Source organism: Streptomyces sp. E11-3 (assembly GCF_046540415.1).
Taxonomy (GTDB): domain Bacteria; phylum Actinomycetota; class Actinomycetes; order Streptomycetales; family Streptomycetaceae; genus Streptomyces.
Genome location: NZ_JAZGRL010000001.1, coordinates 2,220,826 through 2,241,509, shown reverse-complemented (window position 1 = coordinate 2,241,509; position 20,684 = coordinate 2,220,826). Strand labels below are relative to the sequence as shown.

12 protein-coding genes are annotated in these 20,684 nt (G+C 70.9%); 4 read left to right on the top strand and 8 right to left on the bottom strand.

Annotated features, from left to right (window positions below):
- Positions 1–138 precede the first annotated feature (138 nt).
- The 3 genes from U9R90_RS09980 to U9R90_RS09970 all read left to right on the top strand — a co-directional run bounded on the left by U9R90_RS09980 (position 139) and on the right by U9R90_RS09970 (position 3,364).
- On the top strand, positions 139–585 hold the full coding sequence (locus U9R90_RS09980; RefSeq protein ID WP_411056038.1) for a MerR family transcriptional regulator: 447 nt from the start codon (positions 139–141) through the stop codon (positions 583–585).
- Between the two features lie 10 nt (positions 586–595).
- Positions 596–904 carry a thioredoxin family protein gene (locus U9R90_RS09975; RefSeq protein WP_411056037.1) on the top strand — a complete coding sequence of 103 codons (309 nt, stop codon included), beginning with the start codon at positions 596–598 and terminating at the stop codon, positions 902–904.
- 162 nt (positions 905–1,066) lie between these two features.
- On the top strand, positions 1,067–3,364 hold the full coding sequence (locus U9R90_RS09970) for a HelD family protein (protein ID WP_411056036.1): 2,298 nt from the start codon (positions 1,067–1,069) through the stop codon (positions 3,362–3,364).
- A gap of 247 nt (positions 3,365–3,611) precedes the next feature.
- On the opposite strand, the gene glgB is transcribed toward U9R90_RS09970, so the two are convergent.
- The 4 genes from glgB to U9R90_RS09950 form a co-directional block, all read right to left on the bottom strand.
- A complete protein-coding gene (gene glgB / locus U9R90_RS09965) occupies positions 3,612–5,762 on the bottom strand; it encodes a 1,4-alpha-glucan branching enzyme (protein WP_411057697.1) in 2,151 nt (716 codons plus the stop codon).
- Between the two features lie 225 nt (positions 5,763–5,987).
- Positions 5,988–7,403, bottom strand: a complete 1,416-nt coding sequence (locus tag U9R90_RS09960) for a maltokinase N-terminal cap-like domain-containing protein (protein ID WP_411056035.1) — start codon at positions 7,401–7,403, stop codon at positions 5,988–5,990.
- An 86-nt stretch (positions 7,404–7,489) separates the two neighbouring features.
- Positions 7,490–9,208, bottom strand: a complete 1,719-nt coding sequence (gene treS / locus U9R90_RS09955; protein WP_411056034.1) for a maltose alpha-D-glucosyltransferase — start codon at positions 9,206–9,208, stop codon at positions 7,490–7,492.
- On the bottom strand, positions 9,205–11,208 hold the full coding sequence (locus U9R90_RS09950) for an alpha-1,4-glucan--maltose-1-phosphate maltosyltransferase (RefSeq protein ID WP_411056033.1): 2,004 nt from the start codon (positions 11,206–11,208) through the stop codon (positions 9,205–9,207). The genes treS and U9R90_RS09950 overlap by 4 nt, the downstream gene beginning before the upstream one ends.
- A 79-nt stretch (positions 11,209–11,287) precedes the next feature.
- On the opposite strand from U9R90_RS09950, the gene U9R90_RS09945 reads away from it, so the two are divergent.
- The gene (locus U9R90_RS09945) at positions 11,288–12,778 is read left to right on the top strand and encodes a M4 family metallopeptidase (protein WP_411056032.1); all 1,491 of its coding nucleotides are present in this window, start codon (positions 11,288–11,290) and stop codon (positions 12,776–12,778) included.
- Positions 12,779–12,876: 98 nt separating this feature from the next.
- On the opposite strand, the gene glgP is transcribed toward U9R90_RS09945, so the two are convergent.
- The 4 genes from glgP to U9R90_RS09925 all read right to left on the bottom strand — a co-directional run bounded on the left by glgP (position 12,877) and on the right by U9R90_RS09925 (position 20,620).
- On the bottom strand, positions 12,877–15,534 hold the full coding sequence (gene glgP, locus U9R90_RS09940; RefSeq protein WP_411057696.1) for an alpha-glucan family phosphorylase: 2,658 nt from the start codon (positions 15,532–15,534) through the stop codon (positions 12,877–12,879).
- 423 nt (positions 15,535–15,957) lie between these two features.
- Positions 15,958–16,638, bottom strand: a complete 681-nt coding sequence (locus U9R90_RS09935) for a hypothetical protein (protein ID WP_411056031.1) — start codon at positions 16,636–16,638, stop codon at positions 15,958–15,960.
- A 260-nt stretch (positions 16,639–16,898) separates the two neighbouring features.
- Complete coding sequence (locus tag U9R90_RS09930) at positions 16,899–18,746, bottom strand: ABC transporter ATP-binding protein (RefSeq protein WP_411056030.1); 1,848 nt, start codon at positions 18,744–18,746, stop codon at positions 16,899–16,901.
- Positions 18,743–20,620, bottom strand: coding sequence for an ABC transporter ATP-binding protein (locus tag U9R90_RS09925; protein ID WP_411056029.1), 1,878 nt, complete (start codon positions 20,618–20,620; stop codon positions 18,743–18,745). The genes U9R90_RS09930 and U9R90_RS09925 overlap by 4 nt, the downstream gene beginning before the upstream one ends.
- Positions 20,621–20,684 lie beyond the last annotated feature (64 nt).

The window sequence follows — 20,684 nt, the reverse complement described above, 5'->3', positions numbered from 1 at the left end:
CGGCGTAGCCCTCGTCGATCACCGCGGCCGCGCCGAGCGTCGGCGACACCCGTGTCCGTCGCGACCGCCGCCGGTGCCCGGCAGCTGTCCCCTTCCGCGCTGGCCCTGACGTCCGCGTCAACGTCTACCGTCGTACGTATGCGCATCGGAGAGCTGGCCGAGCAGGCCGGGACGACCACGCGGGCTCTGCGGTACTACGAGTCCCTGGGGCTGCTGCCCGCACGGCGGACGAGTAACGGATACCGGACGTACGGGGACGAGGATCTGCGGCTGCTGCGGCAGATCCAGATGCTGCAGGACTTCGGGTTCGAGCTGGAGGAGACCCGGCCGTTCGTGGAGTGTCTGCGGGCCGGGCATCCCGAGGGGGACTCCTGTCCTGACTCGCTCGCTGTCTACCGGCGCAAGGTCGAGGAACTCGACGCGCTGATCGGGCAGTTGCAGGGCGTACGGGCCCAGGTCGGCGCGCAGTTGGCGCGGGCCGAGCGGGCACGGGATGCGCTGGCGGCCGATGCGGCGGTTCCGGGGGGTCTGGAGCCGCGGTGTGAACTGGGAACGGAGAGGGGCAGAAGTGGGCGCGCGGCCTGAGGGTGTGGCGATGGTGACCGACGCGGATTTCGCGGGGGAGGTGCTGGGGGAAGAGCTCCCCGTGCTGGTCGAGTTCACGGCCGAGTGGTGCGGGCCGTGCCGCCAGCTGGCGCCCGTACTGAGTGCGATCGCGCGGGAGGAGAGCGAGCGGCTCAAGGTCGTGGCGTTGGATGTGGACGCCAGTCCGGAGACGACGATCGCGTACGGCGTGCTGGGTACGCCCACGCTGATGGTCTTCCGGGGCGGGGAGCCGGTGCGGTCGATGGTGGGGGCGCGACCGAAGCGGAAGCTGCTGACTGAGCTGGAGGACGTTGTCTGACCTGAGCGTGCCCGCCGGCGTTGCTCAGCCCTAACGGCGAATACCCCGGACCGTTTGACGGCCGGGGTATTCCTCTGGGTATATTGGGTGTTTCTGTATGAACACAGAAAAGGCCCCACACTGGGGGCCAACTAAAGACACCGTATCCCACGAGGAGTCGAATTGTCAACCGGGGAATCTGTTGAATTGCAGAGCGAGCAGCAATTCATCGACCGCCTGTATGACCGCCTCGACGCACTCCGCGCCGAGGCCGAGACCCAGGCGCGCAGGGCGTTGGCCCAGGTGGGGCGCGGTCTGCAGGCTCGGCTCGAACGGGATGTGGTCGCCCAGGAACGGAGCCGGGAGGTCGCCGAGCTGGACGGAGTCGAATCCGGGCTCTGCTTCGGGCGCATTGATCTCGCAGTGGCGAGTGAGGAGGCGGGCGATGGTGCCGAACGCCACCACCACATCGGGCGTATCGGAATTCGCGCGGACGACGCGGAGCGCACGCCGCTGCTGATCGACTGGCGTGCGCCGGTCGCCCGGCCCTTTTATCTCGCGACCGGCCATACGCCCATGGGCCTGCGCCGGCGACGCCACCTCACCACCCAGGGGCGTACGGTCACCGCGCTGCACGACGAGATCCTGGACGTCGGGGACACCAGCCGTACCGGATACGAGGACCCGAACGGCGACGCCGTGCTGCTCGCCGCCGTCAACGCCGCGCGGACCGGGCGGATGGGCGACATCGTCCAGACCATCCAGGCCGAGCAGGACCGGATCATCCGCGCCCCGCACCAGGGCGTCCTGGTCGTCGAGGGCGGTCCGGGTACGGGCAAGACCGCGGTGGCGCTGCATCGTGCCGCGTATCTGCTCTACGCGCACCGCGAGGTGCTGGCCAAGCGTGCGGTACTGATCGTCGGGCCGAACCCGGCGTTCCTCGGCTATATCGGCGAGGTGCTGCCCTCGTTGGGCGAGACGGGCGTGCTGCTCGCGACCCTGGGCGAACTGTTCCCCGGAGTCCGGGCCGAGGCCACGGAGAGCCCCGACGCGGCCGCCGTGAAGGGGCGCGCGGACATGGCCGACGTCATCGCGGCCGTGGTCCGATCGCGGCAGTCCGTCCCCGACCCGGTCCTCGAGATCGACCACGAGGGGTACGGGACGCTGTACCTGGAGCGGGGCATGGCGGAGGACGCCCGCGCCCATGCCCGCGCGCAGCACCTGCCGCACAACCTGGCCCGCCCGTACTTCGCCTTCCAGATCATCGACGCCCTGACCGACCAGCTCGTCGAGCGCCTCGGGGCCGATCCCTTCGGCGGGCCCAACCTGCTGGGGCCCGACGACATCGCGCAGCTCGGCAAGGAGATCGCCACCAGTGCGGAGGTGCATGCGGCGATCGACTCGCTGTGGCCTTCGCTCACTCCGCAGCGGCTGATCGCCGACTTCCTGGCGGAGCCGGAGGGATATCTGTCGGATGCGGATGCGAAGGCGGTCCAGCGGGATGCGGGTGCGGGTGCTGGTGTTTCTTGGACTCCCGCTGACGTTCCGCTGCTTGACGAGGCGGCTGAGCTGCTCGGTGTGGACGACTCCGCCGAGCGTGCCGCCGAGGAGGCCGAGCGGCAGCAGCGCATCGAGTACGCGCAGGGCGTCCTGGATGTCTCGTACGCCTCGCGTACGTACGAGTTCGAGGACAAGGACGACGAGGACTCGGAGGTGCTGCTCGCGCACGACATCGTCGACGCGGAGCGGATGGCCGAGCGGCAGGAGGAGGCCGACCATCGGTCCGCGGCCGAGCGGGCGGCGGCGGATCGGACGTGGGCGTTCGGGCACATCATCGTGGACGAGGCGCAGGAGTTGTCGCCGATGGCGTGGCGGCTGCTGATGCGGCGGGTGCCGACGCGGTCCATGACGCTGGTCGGGGATCCGGCGCAGACCGGGGACGAGGCGGGGTGCGGGTCCTGGTCGTCGATCCTGGCGCCGTACGTCGGGGATCGGTGGGAGCTTGTGCGGCTCGGAGTCAACTACCGGACTCCGGCGGAGGTGATGGAGCTTGCGGCGGGGGTGGTGCGGGCGCGGGATCCGTTGTTCTCGCCGCCGCGGTCGGTGCGGGCGACGGGGGTGCGGCCGTGGGTTCGGGCCGCGGCCGCGTCTGATCTGCCGGGCGCGGTGGCGGATGCCGTCGCCCGGGATCTTCCCGCGGAAGGGCGGCTAGCGGTCATCGCGCCGCGGGAGCTGCATGCGGCGTTGGCCTCGCGGCTGGACGGGGTGGTGGCCGGGGATGTGCCCGATCTGACTCGGCGGGTCGTTCTGCTCGACGCGCGTCAGTCGAAGGGGCTTGAGTTCGACGCGGTGATTGTTGTCGAGCCCGCTGAGCTCAAGACCAGTGATCTGTATGTCGCGCTGACTCGGGCTACGCAGACGTTGGGGGTGCTGTACGCGGGTGAGCTGCCGGTGGGGTTGGGGGTGGGGTCAGAGATTTAGCCCCCACCCCGCCCCTTCCCGAAAGGCCTCGCCGGCCGGGCTCACAAATTGGCCTCAAACGTCGGCCGGGCTGGGATATCGCCCTTCGGGCTCGTCCTCAATCGCCGGACGGGCTGAAAATTCAGCCCGTCCGGGCCGGACGGGCTGAAAATTCAGCCCGTCCGGCGATTGAGGACCGAGGTCTGGGGCGGAGCCCCAGTTACGGGAAGGGGCGGGGTGGGGGGAAGAACAATCCCTGACCCGCGCATCACGCCGGCCGTAGCCACACCGTCGCCAGCGGTGGCAACGTCAGCCGCAGGCTGGCCGGGCGGCCGTGGGCCGGGGTCGGGTCCGGCTTCAGCGCGGATCCGCTGGACACGTCACCGCCGCCATAGCGCCCCGCGTCCGTGTTGAGGACCTCGGACCAGGCCGGGACGTCGTCCGGCACCCCCAGGCGGTACTCGTGACGCACCACCGGCGAGAAGTTGGAGACGGACAACAGCGGCGAGCCGGACGCGTCGTAGCGGAGGAAGGCGAGGACGTTGTCCTCGGCCGCGTCGCTGACGATCCAGGCGAACCCGCCCGGGTCGGTGTCCCGCGACCAGAGGGACGGTGTGCGCAGATAGACCGCGTTGAGGTCGCGGACCAGGTCGCGCACACCCCCGTGGTCGGCGGACGCGCCGTACGACGGGTCGAGCAGCCACCAGTCGGGCCCGTGCGCCTCGGACCATTCCGCGCCCTGGGCGAACTCCTGGCCCATGAAGAGGAGTTGTTTGCCCGGGTGGGCCCACATGAAGCCCAGGTAGGCGCGGTGGTTGGCGCGCCGCTGCCACCAGTCGCCCGGCATCTTGGACACCAGGGACTGCTTTCCGTGGACCACCTCGTCGTGGGAGATGGGCAGGACGTAGTTCTCGCTGTAGGCGTACACCATCGAGAAGGTCATCTCGTTGTGGTGGTACTTGCGGTGGACCGGCTCGTGGGACATGTACTCGAGCGAGTCGTGCATCCAGCCCATGTTCCACTTCAGCCCGAAGCCCAGGCCCCCGAAGCCACCGGGGCCGATGTGGTGGGTGGCCCGTGTGACGCCGTCCCACGCGGTGGACTCCTCGGCGATGGTGACGATGCCGGGCTCGCGCCGGTACAGCGTGGCGTTCATCTCCTGGAGGAAGGCCACCGCGTCGAGGTTCTCGCGACCGCCGTGCACGTTCGGCGTCCAGGCGCCGTCCTCGCGCGAGTAGTCCAGGTAGAGCATGGAGGCTACGGCGTCGACCCGCAGCCCGTCGAGGTGGAACTCCTCGCACCAGTACACCGCGTTGGCGACCAGGAAGTTGCGTACCTCGTTGCGGCCGTAGTCGAACTCCAGGGTGCCCCAGTCGGGGTGCGCGGCCCGCGCCGGGTCCTCGTGCTCGTACAGCGGCTTGCCGTCGAACTCTGCCAGCGCCCAGTCGTCGCGCGGGAAGTGCGCGGGGACCCAGTCCATCAGGACGCCGATGCCCTCGCGGTGCAGTGCGTCGACGAGGTGCTTGAAGTCGTCGGGGGTGCCCAGGCGCGCGGTCGGCGCGTAGAGGCCGGTGACCTGGTAGCCCCAGGACCCGCCGAAGGGGTGCTCGGCGACGGGCATCAGCTCGATGTGGGTGAAGCCGAGGTCCTTGACGTAGGAGGGGAGTTGGTCGGCCAGTTGACGGTAGGTCAGTCCTGGGCGCCAGGACGGGAGGTGTACCTCGTAGACCGAGAAGGGGGAGGCGTGGACGGGGCGTGCGGCCCGGTCCGCCATCCACTTCGCGTCGTGCCAGATGTGGTGCGAGGCGTGCACGATCGAGGAGTTGGCGGGCGGGGCTTCCGTACGGCGGGCCAGCGGGTCGGCGCGCAGGGTCTTCGAACCGTCCGGCCGGGTGATCTCGAACTTGTAGAGCTCGCCCTCGCCGATGCCGGGGACGAACAGCTCCCAGACGCCGGAGCTGCCGAGCGAGCGCAGCGGAAAGCCGGTGCCGTCCCAGTAGTTGAAGTCCCCGACGATGCGGACGCCGCGCGCGTTCGGTGCCCAGAGGGTGAAGCGGGTGCCGGTCACGCCCTGGTGTGTCATGGGCTGGGCGCCCAGCGCCTGCCACAGCTGCTCGTGTCTGCCCTCGCCTATCAGGTGCAGGTCGAAGTCGCCGAGGGAGGGCAGGAAGCGGTACGGGTCGTGGGTGTCGAGTTCGGTGTCCTGGTACGTGACCAGCAGGCGGTAGTCGATCACCTCGCGGAGCGGGAGCGCACCGGTGAAGAACCCCTCGCCGTCGTCGTGCAGTTCGGCGCGGAGGCCGTCGGCCAGGACGGTCACCTGCTGGGCGTACGGGCGCAGCACCCGGAACGCCACTCCGTCCGGGACCGCGTGCGCGCCGAGTACGGAGTGCGGGTCGTGGTGCGAGCCGTCGACCAGCCGGTCGCGGTCGGATCGGGGGACCTGTACCTGGACCTGGGCCTGGGCTTGGACCTGCTCCTCGGGACTGGCGTTGGGCTTGGTCTTGGACTCCGTTTTGGGTTTGGCCTTGCCCTTGGTCTTGGCTTTCGCGGACGGCTGGCGGGTCTGGCGTGGCGGGCGGCGGTCGGTCACGGACGTGCGCCTCCTCGAACAGTTCTGGCGGGGCGGGCGTGGTGGGCGTGGTCAGCCGGTGGCCAGGCGGCGTACGGCGGCCAGGGGGACCGGGAGCCAGTCGGGGCGGTGCCGGGCCTCGTAGAGGACCTCGTACACCGCCTTGTCGGTCTCGTACGCGCGCAGCAGCTCGGCTTCCGCGCGCGGGTCGCGGCCGGACACCTCCGCGTACCCGGTGCAGTACGCGGCCCGGCAGCCGGCGGCCCACTCGGGCGCCCAGGGCTGGTGCGAGCGGGCCGCGTAGTCGAAGGAGCGGAGCATTCCGGCCACATCGCGGACGGGTGGCTGGGCGAGGCGGCGCTCGGCGAGCGGGCGTACCGGCTCGCCCTCGAAGTCGATCAGCGACCACTGCCCGGTGGGGGCACGCAGGCACTGGCCGAGGTGCAGATCGCCGTGCACACGCTGGGCGTGGCCGAACCCGTCGCCCCCGGTGTCCCGTAGCGCGTCGAACGCGGCGGCGAGCCCGGGAGCGTACTCCCGCAGCGCGGGAACCGCCTGCGCCGCCGCGTCGAGCCGCTCCCTCATTCCGGACGCGACCAGGTCCCGCTGGGCCCTGCCCCACGTCACCGTGGGCAGCGCGTGCGCGAGCGCGGCGTGCACCTCGGCCGTGGCGCGGCCCAGCGCGGTCGCCTCCGGCGTGAAGTCGGCGCCCTTGGCCAGCATGTCCAGAGCCAGCTCCCAGCCGTCATCGGCGCCCGCCAGATAGGGCTGGAGCACGCCGAGTACGTACGGATCGCCCTGCGAGGAGTGTGCGCGCGCATGGAACCACGCCACCGGCGCGGGCACCCGCTCGCACCCCGTGCGCGCCAGTGCGAGCGGCAGCTCCAGGTCCGGGTTGACGCCGGGCACCACGCGGCGGAACACCTTCAGGATGAGTGAATCGCCGTATACGAGTGAGGAGTTGGACTGCTCGGCGCTTAGGGGGCGGGCCGCGAGGCCGGGCGCGATCTCCACCCCATCGGCGCGCTCGAAGCAGAGCCCGCCGATCCGCCCCGGAATGCGCAGCCGCTCCAAGATCAGCTCCGCGAGGCGGGGGTCCCCCAGTGCGTCGTACACCGTCCACCCGGCCAGCGGCCCCCGCGCCGGGCGGCCGATCAGCGCGGGCGCGAGCCGCGTCGGCAGGGTCCGCCGTACGCCGAGCAGCAGCTGATAGCAGTCGGCGGGAGGTACGGGCGGCGCGCCTGCCACGCTCTGCCCCGGCACTCCCGGCTGCCGCACCCGCACCAGCAGGTGCAGCAGGCCGGGGGCGGAGGGCGCGGCGGCCGACGGCGGCAGTAGCTCGGCCGCCGAGACCAGGCCGAAGCCGGTGACCGGGCGGCCCTTCCCGGCGAACCAGCGCTGCCGGGGCAGCCAGTCCCGCAGCAGCGGATCGAGCGAGGACAGCAGCGCGACGGCGGTCGTACCAAGGCGGGTGGCGGCTTCCGACATGACGTCGCGTCCTTTCCGCTGCGGCGGATACGGCGGACAGGGAGGGGCGTCGATCGCGCCCCTCCGGGATCAGCCCAACTCACAAGCTACGCGGGGTCCTTACGCAGACGGAACCAGTAGAACCCGTGGCCCGCCAGCGTCAGCAGATACGGCCATTCCCCGATCGGCGGAAACCGCACCCCGCCGATCAGCTCCACCGGGTGCCGCCCCAGGTAGGCCCGCAGGCCCAACTCCGTGGGCTGCGCGAACCGGGAGAAGTTGTTGACGCACAGGACCAGGTCGTCGTGGCCTTCATCGGTCGGCGGGGCCTCGCGCAGGAAGGCGAGTACGGCCGGATTGGTCGACGGGAGTTCCGTGTAGCTGCCGAGTCCGAACGCCTCGTTCTGCTTGCGGATCTCGATCATCCGACGGGTCCAGTGCAGCAGCGACGACGGAGACGACATCGACGCCTCCACGTTCGTGACCTGGTAGCCGTAGACCGGGTCCATGATCGTGGGGAGGTAGAGCCGTCCCGGATCGCAGGACGAGAAGCCCGCGTTGCGGTCCGGCGTCCACTGCATGGGGGTGCGGACGGCGTCCCGGTCGCCCAGCCAGATGTTGTCGCCCATCCCGATCTCGTCGCCGTAGTAGAGGATCGGCGAGCCGGGGAGGGAGAGCAGCAGGGCGGTGAACAGTTCGATCTGGTTGCGGTCGTTGTCCAGGAGCGGGGCCAGGCGGCGCCGGATGCCGATGTTGGCGCGCATCCGGGGGTCCTTGGCGTACTCCGCGTACATGTAGTCGCGCTCTTCGTCCGTGACCATTTCGAGGGTGAGCTCGTCGTGGTTGCGCAGGAAGATGCCCCACTGGCAGCCGGACGGGATCGCCGGGGTCTTGGCCAGGACTTCCGAGACCGGGTAGCGGGACTCGCGGCGTACCGCCATGAAGATGCGTGGCATCACGGGGAAGTGGAACGCCATATGGCATTCGTCGCCGCCGGCCGTGAAGTCCCCGAAGTAGTCGACGACGTCCTCCGGCCACTGGTTGGCCTCGGCCAGCAGCACGGTGTCGGGGTAGTGCGCGTCGATCTCCTTGCGGACCCGCTTGAGCAGCTCGTGGCTGCGCGGCAGGTTCTCGCAGTTGGTGCCTTCCTCGGCGTAGAGGTAGGGCACGGCGTCCAGGCGGAAGCCGTCAATGCCCAGATCCAGCCAGAAGCGCAGGGCCGAGATGATCTCCTCCTGGACGGCCGGGTTCTCGTAGTTGAGGTCCGGCTGGTGGGAGAAGAAGCGGTGCCAGAAGTACTGCTTGCGCACCGGGTCGAAGGTCCAGTTGGAGGTCTCGGTGTCGACGAAGATGATCCGGGCGTCCTGGTACTGCTTGTCGTCGTCCGCCCAGACGTAGTAGTCGCCGTACGGGCCGTCCGGGTCTGTCCTGGACTGCTGGAACCACGGGTGCTGGTCGCTGGTGTGGTTCATCACGAAGTCGATGATCACCCGCATGCCGCGCTGGTGCGCGGCGTCCACGAACTCCACGAAGTCGGCCAGGTCGCCGAAGTCGGGGAGTACGGCGGTGTAGTCGGAGACGTCGTAACCACCGTCGCGTAGCGGTGAGTTGAAGAACGGTGGCAGCCAGAGGCAGTCCACGCCCAGCCACTGGAGGTAGTCCAGTTTGGCGGTGATGCCTTTCAGGTCGCCGATGCCGTCGCCGTTGCTGTCCTGGAAGGACCGCACCAGGACCTCGTAGAAGACGGCGCGTTTGAACCAGTCGGGGTCACGGTCCTTGGCGGGGGTGTCTTCGAAGGTGTCCTGGACGGGCTCGTTGACGATCATGATGTGGGTGACCCTCCGAGGGACGGTGAGGACGGTCGCAGGACGGTGCAGATGTGCGCGGGCGCGCGGCCCGGCTCAAGGCGCACATAGCTGGCCCTGCCCCAGTGATAGGTCTCGCCGGTGAGCTCGTCGCGCACCGGCACGGTCTCGTGCCAGTCGAGCCCGAGCGTCGGCATGTCCAACGAGACCGTGGCCTCCTGGGTGTGGTGGGGGTCGAGGTTGGCGACCACCAGAACCGTGTTCGAGCCCTGCCGCTTGGAGTACGCGATGACCGCGTCGTTGTCGGCGTGGTGGAAGTGCAGGTCGCGCAGCTGGCGCAGGGCGGGGCTGCGGCGTCTGATCCGGTTGAGCGTGGTGATCAGCGGGGCGATGGAGCGGCCCTCGCGCTGGGCCGACTCCCAGTCACGTGGGCGGAGTTGGTACTTCTCGGCGTTGAGGTACTCCTCGCTGCCGGGGCGCAGCGGGGTGTTCTCGCAGAGCTCGTAGCCGCTGTAGACGCCCCAGGTGGGGGAGAGGGTCGCGGCGAGTACGGCCCGCACCTCGAAGGCGGGGCGGCCGCCTTCCTGGAGGTAGGCGTGCAGGATGTCGGGGGTGTTCACGAAGAAGTTGGGGCGCATGTAGGCGGCCGCGTCGCCGGTGAGTTCGGTGGCGTACTCGGTCAGTTCGTGCTTGGTGTTGCGCCAGGTGAAGTAGGTGTACGACTGTTGGAAGCCGATCGCCGCGAGCCGGTGCATCATCGCGGGCCGGGTGAACGCCTCGGCCAGGAAGATCACGTCGGGGTCGGTGCGGCGGATGGCGGCCAGCACCCGTTCCCAGAAGAGCACGGGCTTGGTGTGCGGGTTGTCGACGCGGAAGATCCGTACGCCGTGGTCCATCCAGAACCGCAGCAGCCGCAGGGTCTCGGAGAACAGGCCCGGCAGATCCTGGTCGAAGTCGAGCGGGTAGATGTCCTGGTACTTCTTCGGCGGGTTCTCGGCGTAGGCGATGCTCCCGTCGGCGCGGTGCTGGAACCAGTCGGGGTGTTTGTCCACCCAGGGGTGGTCGGGGGAGCACTGGAGCGCGAAGTCCAGGGCGACCTCCAGGCCCAGGTCGTCGGCTCTGCGCACGAACGCGTCGAAGTCGTCGAGGGTGCCGAGGTCGGGGTGTACGGCGTCGTGGCCGCCGTCCGGGGAGCCGATGGCCCAGGGCACGCCGACGTCGTGGGAGTCGGCCGAGAGGGTGTTGTTGCGGCCCTTGCGGTAGGTGGTGCCGATGGGGTGGACGGGCGGCAGGTATACGACGTCGAAGCCCATCGCGGCGATCGCGGGCAGACGCTGGGCGGCGGTCGCGAAGGTGCCGCTGACGGGCGGCTCGCCGTCGCGGAGCACCGCGCCTTCGGAGCGGGGGAAGAACTCGTACCACGAGCCGTACAGGGCGCGCGGCCGCTCCACCATCAGGGGCAACGGGTCGGACGCGGTGACCAGTTCGCGCAGCGGGTGGCGGGCGAGTGCCGCGTCCACCTCGGGGGTGAGGGCCGCCGCCAGCCGGGCCGGGACCGGGCGTCCGGTGTCCCGTAGCGCGGCCGCGGCCTGGCGGACGGCGTTCCGGGCGCGCGGCTCCGGGATCGTGGCGGCGGCCCGTTCGTGGAGCTGGGCACCCTCTTCGAGGGTCAGTTCGGTGTCCTGCCCCGCGGGGATCTTGATCTGCGCGCGGTGGCGCCAGGTGGTGACCGGATCGCTCCAGGCCTCCACGTGGTACGTCCAGTCGCCTTCGGTGTCGGGCGTGACCTGGGCTCCCCAGCGGTCGGTGCCGGGGGCCAGTTCACGCATCGGTATCAGGGGGCCCGTACGGCCCTGCGGGTCGACGAGCGCCACCTGGGCGGCGACCGCGTCGTGCCCTTCCCGGAAGACGGTGGCGGTGACCTGGAAGGTCTCGCCGGCTACGGCCTTCGCCGGGCGGCGGCCGCAGTCGACGCTCGGCTGGACGTCCACGATCGGGATGCGTCCGGAAGTTGAGTTCACGTGACCACCTGAAGAGGGTTCGGCGGGTACGGAGAACGCGAGTGGACAGCGGTACGCGCGGGTGCGCGCACCCCTGCGTATGTCCAGGGCCTGGGGACGCCTCGCGGGGGTCTGGAGGGGGTCTAGCGGGNTCTCCGGGTCCCAGCGCGCCGAGCTGCTGCGCGAGGCCGACCAGGGCGCGGCGGGCACCGCGGCCGAACTCGGGCTCGGCAAGCGGGAGAAGCTGGTCGTCCGCGATGTCGTCAAGGACCGCGACGGCACCACGCACACCCGCTACGAGCGCACCTACGCCGAACTCCCGGTACTCGGCGGCGACCTGGTCGTCCACCAGGCCAGGTCCGGGAGGACCAAGGGCGTGACGAAGGCCGTCAAGGCGGACCTGGCGGCCGTCGACACCGCCCGCGCCAAGTCGGCGCCGAAGGGCGCGCGTTCGGTGATCTGGGCGGCGGACGGCAAGCCCGCACTCGCGTACGAGAAGGTCCTGGGCGGCAAGCGGAAGGACGGCACGCCCCGCGAGCTGCATGTCGTCACCGACGCCCGCACCGGCGAGAAGCTGAGCCAGTGGGACGCGATCCAGACCGGCACCGGACACAGCCAGTACAGCGGCGAGGTCGAGGTCGGCAGCACCGCCGACGGCTCCTCGTTCACGCTGACCGACGGCGGGCGCGGCGGCCACAAGACGTACGACCTGAACCAGGGCACGTCCGGCACCGGCACCCTCTTCACCAACCAGACCGACACCTGGGGCGACGGCACTCCGGGCAACCGCGAGACCGCGGGTGTGGACGCCGCGTACGGCGCGGGCGTGGCCTGGGACTACTACCAGCAGGTGCACGGCCGGGACGGCATCCGCGGTGACGGCGTCGGCGCGTACTCGCGGGTCCACTACGGCGACAACTACGTCAACGCCTTCTGGTCGGACGCCTGCTTCTGCATGACCTACGGCGACGGCGCGAACAACGAGAATCCGCTGACCTCCATCGACGTGGCCGCACACGAGATGACCCACGGCGTCACGTCGCACACCGCGGGCCTGATCTACAGCGGTGAGTCCGGTGGCCTGAACGAGGCCACCAGCGATATCTTCGGCTCCGCCGCCGAGTTCCACGCCGCCAACTCCGAGGACGTCGGCGACTACCTCATCGGCGAGAAGATCGACATCCGGGGCGACGGCACCCCGCTGCGCTACATGGACCAGCCGAGCCGGGACGGAAAGTCCAAGGACTCCTGGTACGCGGGCATCGGCAACATCAACGTCCACTACTCGTCCGGACCCGCGAACCACTTCTTCTACCTGCTCTCAGAAGGCAGCGGAAAGAAAACCATCAACGGCGTCGACTACGACTCGCCGACCTCCGACGGCCAGCCGGTCGAGGGCATCGGCCGGGACAAGGCCGAGCAGATCTGGTACAAGGCCCTGACCACCTACATGACGTCGAACACCAACTACGCCAAGGCCCGCAAGGCGACCCTGAGCGCCACCGCGGACCTGTACGGCAAGGGCTCGGCCGAGTACCAGGCCGTCGACCGCGCCTGGGCGGCGGTAAACGTCACCAAGCGCGGGCGGTAGGCCCTCGAATACTGGGCGGCGTCCGGGGCTGCCACCACGCCCCGGATGCCGCCCGTCCATGGTGGGCGGGTCGGTATCGGTTCGGTATCGGCTGGGTGTCAGCGCATCAGGACCCCCGCCGCCTCGCCGGTGGACTCGGACGGCACCGCGACCAGACCGAGTTCGGCGCCGCTCGCCAGCAGCCGGTGGGCGGGCAGGATGCGTACGGTGTAGCCGAAGGGCCCCGTACGGTCCAGGGCCAGCGGCCCCTCGTAGATCCAGCGGCCCTCCAGGTCGGGGCCGGCGGCGGGCTTCAGGCCCGTCACCGCGGCGTCCGTGATGCGGTCCTCGGGGTCGACCCGGCCCGTGACGGCCTGCACCTCCACGTCCTCGGGCCGGAGTTCACCGAGTTGCACCCGCACCCGCAGCGCGAGCGTCGAGCCCAGCTCCTCGGTGCCCGCGCCCACCGGCCGGTCCGTCTGGGCCACCTGGTCCGCCTGCGCCGACGCCTCCACATGGTCGACGGCCACATACGGCCAGGCCGCCCTGACCCGGCCCTTCCACGCCGCCAACTCCCGTGCCGCGGCGGCGTCCAGGGCGCGGTGGGCGTGGGCCGCGGGGGCGTACAGCCCCTCGACGTACTCGCGGACCATGCGCCCGGCCAGCACCTTCGGGCCGAGCGTGGTCAGGGTCCTGCGGACCATGTCGATCCAGCGGTCCGGGAGCCCCTCGGGGCCGCGCTCGTAGAAGCGCGGCGCGACCCGCCGCTCCAGCAGGTCGTACAGCGCGGCGGCCTCCAACTCGTCGCGGCGGTCCGCGTCGACCGCGGTGCCGTCGGCGGTCGGGACGGCCCAGCCGAAGTCCGGCTGGAACCATTCGTCCCACCAGCCGTCCAGGACCGACAGGTTGAGGCAGCCGTTGAGGGCGGCCTTCATCCCCGAGGTGCCGCAGGCCTCCAGCGGGCGCAGCGGGTTGTTCAGCCAGATGTCGCACCCGGGGTACAGCTTCTGTGCCATCGCCATGCCGTAGTCCGGCAGGAACACGATCCGATGGCGCACCCGCGGGTCGTCCGCGAACCGCACCAGCTCCTGGACCAGGCGCTTGCCGCCGTCGTCGGCGGGGTGCGCCTTGCCCGCGACGACGATCTGGATCGGCCGCTCGGGGTGCAGCAACAGCTCCATCAGCCGATCGCGGTCGCGCAGCATCAGGGTGAGCCGCTTGTACGAGGGGACCCGGCGGGCGAACCCGATGGTGAGCACATCCGGGTCGAGTACCCCGTCCAGCCAGCCCAGTTCGGTCGCCGCGGCGCCGCGCTGGCGCCAGGACACGGCGAGCCGCTCGCGTACCTCGTGCACCAGCCGCTCGCGCAGCGACCGCCGCAGCTCCCAGATCTCCTGGTCGCCGATCTCCGCGACCGAGTCCCAGCGCTCGGAGCCGCCGACACTCAGCGCGTCCTGGGTCCGCTGCTCGCCGATCTGCCGCGCGCCGAGCCGGAACACCTCGGGCGCCACCCAGGTCGGCGCGTGCACCCCGTTGGTCACCGAGCCGATCGGCACCTCGTCGGCGTCGAAGCCCGGCCAGAGTCCGGCGAACATGTCGCGGCTGACGCGGCCGTGCAGGGTGGAGACGCCGTTGGCGCGCTGGGCGAGGCGCAGCCCCATCACCGCCATGTTGAACAGGTTGGGCTCCCCGCCCGGATAGGTCTCCATGCCGAGCCGCAGCACCCGCTCGACGTCGATGCCCGCCAGCTCGGCCCCGTCCCCGAAGTGCTGGGCGACCAGCTCGCGGTCGAATCGGTCGATCCCGGCCGGTACCGGGGTGTGCGTGGTGAACACCGTCCCGGCCCGCACCGCCTCAAGTCCCGCGTCGAAGTCCAGCCCCTCGTCGGTGAGTTCCCTGATCCGCTCCAGACCGAGGAACCCGGCATGCCCCTCGTTGGTGTGGAAGACCTCGGGCGGGGGATGGCCGGTGAGGCGGCAGTACGTACGCACCGCGCGCACCCCGCCGATACCGAGCAGCATCTCCTGCAGCAGCCGGTGCTCGCTGCCGCCGCCGTAGAGCCGGTCGGTCACATCGCGGTCGCCCAGGTCGTTGTCCTCGACGTCCGAGTCGAGCAGCAGCAGCGGCACCCGGCCCACCTGGGCCAGCCACACATGCGCCCGCAGCGACCGGCCGCCGGGCAGCGCGAGGGTCACCTGGGCGGCCGTACCGTCCGCCTCCCTGAGCGGGGTGAGCGGCAACTCATGCGGGTCGAGGACCGGATAGTGCTCCTGCTGCCACCCGTCCCTGGACAGCGACTGCCTGAAGTACCCGTGCCGGTACAGCAGTCCGACGCCGATCAGCGGCACCCCCAGGTCGCTGGCGGCCTTCAGATGGTCACCGGCCAGAATGCCGAGCCCGCCGGAGTACTGCGGCAGCGCCGCCGTGATCCCGAACTCGGGCGAGAAGTACGCGACACCGGCCGGGAGTTCGGCGTTCTGTTCCCGACCCTGCTCCTGATACCAGCGGGGGCCTTCGACGTACTCCCGCAGATCCTCGGCGGCGGCCCGCAGCCGGCGCAGAAACCGCTGGTCGTCGGCGAGTTCGGCGAGCCGCGCGGTCGACACCTGCCCGAGCAGCCGCACCGGGTCGCCACTCCAGCTCTCCGGATCGATGGACTGGAACAGCTCCCGGGTCCCGGTATGCCAGGACCACCGGAGATTGCGGGCCAGCTCGCTGAGCGGCTGGAGGGGATCGGGGAGTACGGGCCGTACGGTGAACCGACGAATAGCCTTCACGGTCGGGTCTCCCTCGGTGCGCTGTGGCATGCGGGCGCTCCCGACGGTAGCGGCGCGACGGCCGCTCGGCCACGGCGCACGCGGCGCGCACGCGAGCCTCCCGTACGCGGTCCAGGCCGGGGTGAACGCCTCAGTCGTCCGGCGCGGTGACCGCCTGAGCTGCGTGAGCCGTGATACCTCCGCCCTGATGCCCGCCAGCGACAACCGCAGCCCGAAGCGGAACTGCTCGGCGGAGCCGACGACGAACAGCAGTACTCGTGATCGAGGGGGCGAACCCTGCTCAGGCCAGACAGAGTGGGGGGGGGGGGGGGGGGGGGGGGGCCCCCCCCCCCCCCCGGGGGGGGGGGGGGACAGAGTGGGGCGGTCTCCGTGTGGAGACCGCCCCACCCCGTGAGTGTGGTGTCGATGTGTGACGCCGGTGCGCTACCTGACGGCCTCGAAGCCGATGCCACCGGAGGCGCCGATCGTGACCCTCAGGGTGTCGTAGCCACCCTTGCCGTCGTTGGCGTGCTTGGTCCAGTACTGGCACTTGAAGCCGGTGTCGGACTTCCCGTCGAACGCCTTCGCGACGGGGAGCTCCTCGCAGGCGAGCTTGCTGGTGTCGGTGCGCCCCGACTCGGGGCCGTAGCTCTCGTACAGCGCGTTGTACACGAGCTTCCCCACCAGCAGGCCCTTCTTGGGCGTGGTGGTGTAGGAGGTGATGGTGCTGCCCTCCCGGTACCTGTCGCTGATCTTGACCTCGTAGGGGATCTCGGCACCCTCGTACGTCACGACGCACTGACTGACCGCGCCGGCCTTCTGGGTCACGCCATCGGGGCACTTGGCGCTGGTCTCACCGGCCACCTTGGCGGTGAGGAGGATGGCCTCGCGCAGGCGGTGCTCCACCTGCTCGGTGAGGGGCGCGCCCTGCTCGGGGGCCGGGGTGACCTTGAGGTTGTCTTCGCCGCGCTTGCGCACGTCCTTCTGGGGGCCGTCGATGGCGACCGGCAGGGCCTTCTGCGCGGCTCCTCCGCCACTGGAGTCGGAGGAGCCGCTGTCGGAGCCGCAGCCGGCGGTGAGCAGACCGGCCGCGACCAGGCCGATCAGAATCTTGGGGTTTCGCATAAGCGGAGCGTAAACGCCGCCACCGGCACGCCGTACAAAGAGGGCCGGGCGGCGGCGGGGTCCACGGCAGTTCGCACCAGGTGCATAACGGGACGGAAGTTGATCAATTGCATGCGTCAGGACTCCGGCTGCGCGGATTCCCTGAGCCGCATGGGGGCGCGGTCGTAGTCGAACTGTGACAGTGGCCCGCCTCGACTCTCCCGCACCTTGAGCGCATCATCGGCGCCGACTCCAGCGCGCTCGCGGACCCTGCATCTCCGCTATCCCACCACGCTGTCCCGCCACGCGCGGTGCAGCTCGGCGAACCTGCCGTTGTCGGTGGTGAGTTCGGCCGGGGTGCCGTCCTCCACGATGCGGCCGTCCGCCATGACCAGGACCCGGTCGGCGATCTCGACCGTGGAGAGGCGGTGGGCGATCACGACCGCGGTGCGGCCGTGCAGGACGGTGTGCATGGCGCGTTGGACGGCCCGCTCGCCGGGGATGTCGAGGGAGCTGGTCGCCTCGTCCAGGATGAGTACGGCCGGGTCGGCGAGCAGGGCGCGGGCGAAGGCGACCAGTTGGCGCTGGCCCGCCGAGATGCGGCCGCCGCGCTTGCGGACGTCGGTGTCGTAGCCGTCGGGCAGGGCGGCGATGAAGTCGTGGGCGCCGATCGCCTTCGCGGCGCTCTCGATGTCCTCGCGGGTGGCCTCCGGGCGGCCGATCGCGATGTTCTCGGCGACCGTGCCGGAGAACAGGAACGCCTCCTGCGTCACCATGACCACACCACGCCGCAGTTCGGGCACCGCCAGGTCGCGCAGGTCCGTGCCGTCGAGCAGGACCCGGCCCTCGGTCGGGTCGTAGAAGCGGGCCAGCAGCTTGGCCAGCGTGGACTTGCCCGCGCCGGTGGAGCCGACCACGGCCACCGTCTGGCCCGCGGGGATGGTCAGGTCGAAGCGGGGGAGCACCTCGCCGCCGGTCCGGTACGAGAACGACACGCCGGTGAACTCGACCTCGCGGCCGGGGTGTTCGGACGCGAGGGCCGGGAGCTCGCGGGGCGTCGCGGGCTCGGGGACGGTCGGGGTCTGGGCCAGCAGGCCCGCGATCTTCTCCAGGGACGCGGCCGCCGACTGGTAGGAGTTCAAGAACATCCCGAGCCGGTCGATCGGGTCGTACAGCCGCCGCAGATAGAGCACCGACCCGGCGAGCACACCGAGCGCCAGGGCGTCGTCCGCGACCCGGTAGGCGCCCCAGAGCACCATCCCGGCGACCGCGACGTTGGCGACCAGCCGCGAGCCGACCACATAGCGGGCCATCTCCAGGATGGCGTCGCCGTTGGTGCGTTCATGGGTGCGGTTGAGCTCGTGGAACTCCGCGTCGTTCACGCGCTCGCGCCGGAAGGCCCGCACCGGGCGGATGCCGTTCATGGTCTCCGTGAACTTCACGATGACCGCGGCGATCGCGGTGGACCGCTTCCGGTAGATCTTCCCGGCCCGGTGCTGGTAGAGCCGTATCAGCAGATACAGCGGGACGAAGGACGCCACCGCCAGGCCGCCGATGCCCAGGTCGAGCCAGAGCAGCAGGGCCAGGATGTACGCGGTGGAGAGGATGACGGTGATCAGTTCCTGCAGGCCCTCGTCGAGCAGCTCACGCAGCGACTCGACGTCCGTGGTGGAGCGGGAGATGAGACGGCCCGACGTGTAGCGCTCGTGGAAGTCCACGGACAGGGCCTGCGCGTGCCGGAAGATCCGGCCTCGCAGATCCAGCAGTACGTCCTGGTTGACGCGGGCCGCGGCGCGGATGAAGCCGTACTGGAGCGCGGCCCCGCCGAGCGAACACAGCGCGTAGCCGACCCCCACGGCGATCAGCGGCCCGTAGTCGTTCGCGCGAACCGCCGGTACGCCACGGTCGATGGCGTACGCGACCAGCAGCGGGCCCGCCTGCACGGCCGCCTGCTGGAGCAGCAGCAGGACGGCGGTGAACGCGACACGGACCTTGAGCGGGGCCAGCAGCGACCGCAGCAGGGCACCGGTCGCGCCCTTGGGGGCGGGCAGGGCGTCCTGGGCGAACGCGTCCGGCTCGTGGGGCGGCTCGTCGACGGCCGCGGGCTTGGTGTCCACCGTCGTGGTCAACGGACCTCCTCCTGTGCTGGGGCGCCTGACATCAGCCACGCGTACTCGGCGTCGGTGCGCAGTAGTTCCTGGTGGGTGCCCACGGCGGCGATCCGGCCACCGGAGAGCAGCGCCACCCGGTCCGCGAGCAGCACCGTGGACGGGCGGTGTGCCACGACCAGGGCCGTGGTGTCCGCGAGCACCTTGCGCAGGGCCGCCTCCACCAGGGCCTCGGTGTGTACGTCGAGCGCCGACAGCGGATCGTCCAGTACGAGGAAGCGGGGGCGCCCCACCACCGCCCGTGCGAGCGCGAGCCGTTGGCGCTGCCCGCCGGACAGGCTCAGGCCCTGCTCGCCCACCTGGGTCGCGGTGCCGTGCGGCAGCGCGTGCGCGAAGTCGGCCTGGGCGACGTCCAGGGCGCGGCGCAGCTCGACGTCCCCGGCCCCCTCGTCGGCGCCCATCAGTACGTTCTCGCCGACGGTCGCCGAGAAGAGGGTCGGCTCCTCGAAGGCGACGGCCACCAGGTGGCGCAGCCGCGCGCGGGGCATCGCGGTGATGTCCTGGCCGTCGAGCGTGATCCGGCCCTCGGTCACCTCGTGCAGCCGCGGTACGAGCGCGGTGAGGGTGGTCTTGCCGCTGCCGGTCGCGCCGACCAGGGCCATCGTCTCGCCGGGCCTGATGTGCAGGTCGATCCGGTCCAGGGCGGGTGCCGCGTCAGCGGGGGCGTCCGGGTAGCGGAACCGCACGCCGTGGAAGCGGAGTCCGGCCGCATCGGGGGCACCGGGCACCGGCTTGCGCGGCCCCGCGTCGCCGTCAGGGCGTACGGCTTCAGGGCGTGCGGCTTCAGGGCGTGCGGCTTCAGGGCGTACAGCTTCAGGACGTACGGCCGACTCCGGCTCCGCGTCCAGCACTTCGAAGTACCGGTCGGTCGCCGTCGCCGCCTCCTGGCTCATGGCCAGCAGGAACCCGATCGACTCCACGGGCCAGCGCAGCGCCAGCGCCGTCGACAGAAACGCGACCAGCGTGCCCGCCGACAGCTCGCCGTCCGCGACCTGCACCGTGCCGAGCACCAGCGCGGCGCCGACGGCGAGTTCGGGCAGCAGCACGATCGCCGCCCAGATCCCGGCGAGCAGCCGGGCCTTGTGCAGCTCCGTGCCGCGCAGCGTGTGGGACAGGTCCCTGAACGCCCGCGCCTGCGCGCGATGGCGGCCGAAGCCCTTGATGATCCGGACGCCGAGCACGCTCTCCTCGACGACCGTGGTGAGGTCCCCGACCTGGTCCTGGGCCCGCCGCGCCGCGTGCGCGTACTTCTGCTCGAAGATCGAGCAGACCACCATCAGCGGAATGACCGGGCCGAGGATCACCAGCCCGAGCGTCCACTCCTGCGCCAGCAGGATGATCACGCCGACCAGGATGGTCACGCCGTTGACCAGCAGGAACGTCAGCGGGAAGGCGAGGAACATCCGCAGCAGCATCAGATCGGTCGTGCCCCGTGACAGCAGCTGCCCGGATGCCCACCGGTCGTGGAAGGCCACCGGAAGGCGCTGCAGATGCTGGAACAGGTCGGCCCGCATCGCGGCCTCGACCCCGGCCAGTGGACGGGCCACCAGCCACCGCCGGAACCCGAACAGCAGCGCCTCACCGATCCCCAGGACCAGCAGGAACAGCGCCCCCAGCCACACCCCGTCCGGATCACCGTCGGCCACCGGGCCGTCCACGATCCACTTCAGCGCCAGCGGGATCACCAGGGCGATACAGGACGCCAGGACCGCCACCACCGCCGCGACGGACAGCCGGGCCCGTACCGGGCGGACGTACGGCCACAGGCGCAGCAGCGAACGTACGGCGGACCTGTCCTTCGGGGGCGCGGCTTCGGGCGCGTGGTCAGCGGGCATCAGGGGTGAGCCTAGGGTTTGCCACTGACAGCGCCCAACGGGTTATTGGTCCTAGGACCGGTCG

What these genes read in the sequence shown, in the direction of transcription:
- treS (WP_411056034.1), bottom strand. Translation starts at nt 9,208, where the DNA reads ATGATCGTCAACGAGCCCGTCCAGGACACCTTCGAAGACACCCCCGCC.
- U9R90_RS09935 (WP_411056031.1), bottom strand. Translation starts at nt 16,638, where the DNA reads ATGCGAAACCCCAAGATTCTGATCGGCCTGGTCGCGGCCGGTCTGCTC.
- U9R90_RS09960 (WP_411056035.1), bottom strand. Translation starts at nt 7,403, where the DNA reads ATGTCGGAAGCCGCCACCCGCCTTGGTACGACCGCCGTCGCGCTGCTG.
- U9R90_RS09975 (WP_411056037.1), top strand. Translation starts at nt 596, where the DNA reads ATGGTGACCGACGCGGATTTCGCGGGGGAGGTGCTGGGGGAAGAGCTC.
- U9R90_RS09980 (WP_411056038.1), top strand. Translation starts at nt 139, where the DNA reads ATGCGCATCGGAGAGCTGGCCGAGCAGGCCGGGACGACCACGCGGGCT.
- U9R90_RS09925 (WP_411056029.1), bottom strand. Translation starts at nt 20,620, where the DNA reads ATGCCCGCTGACCACGCGCCCGAAGCCGCGCCCCCGAAGGACAGGTCC.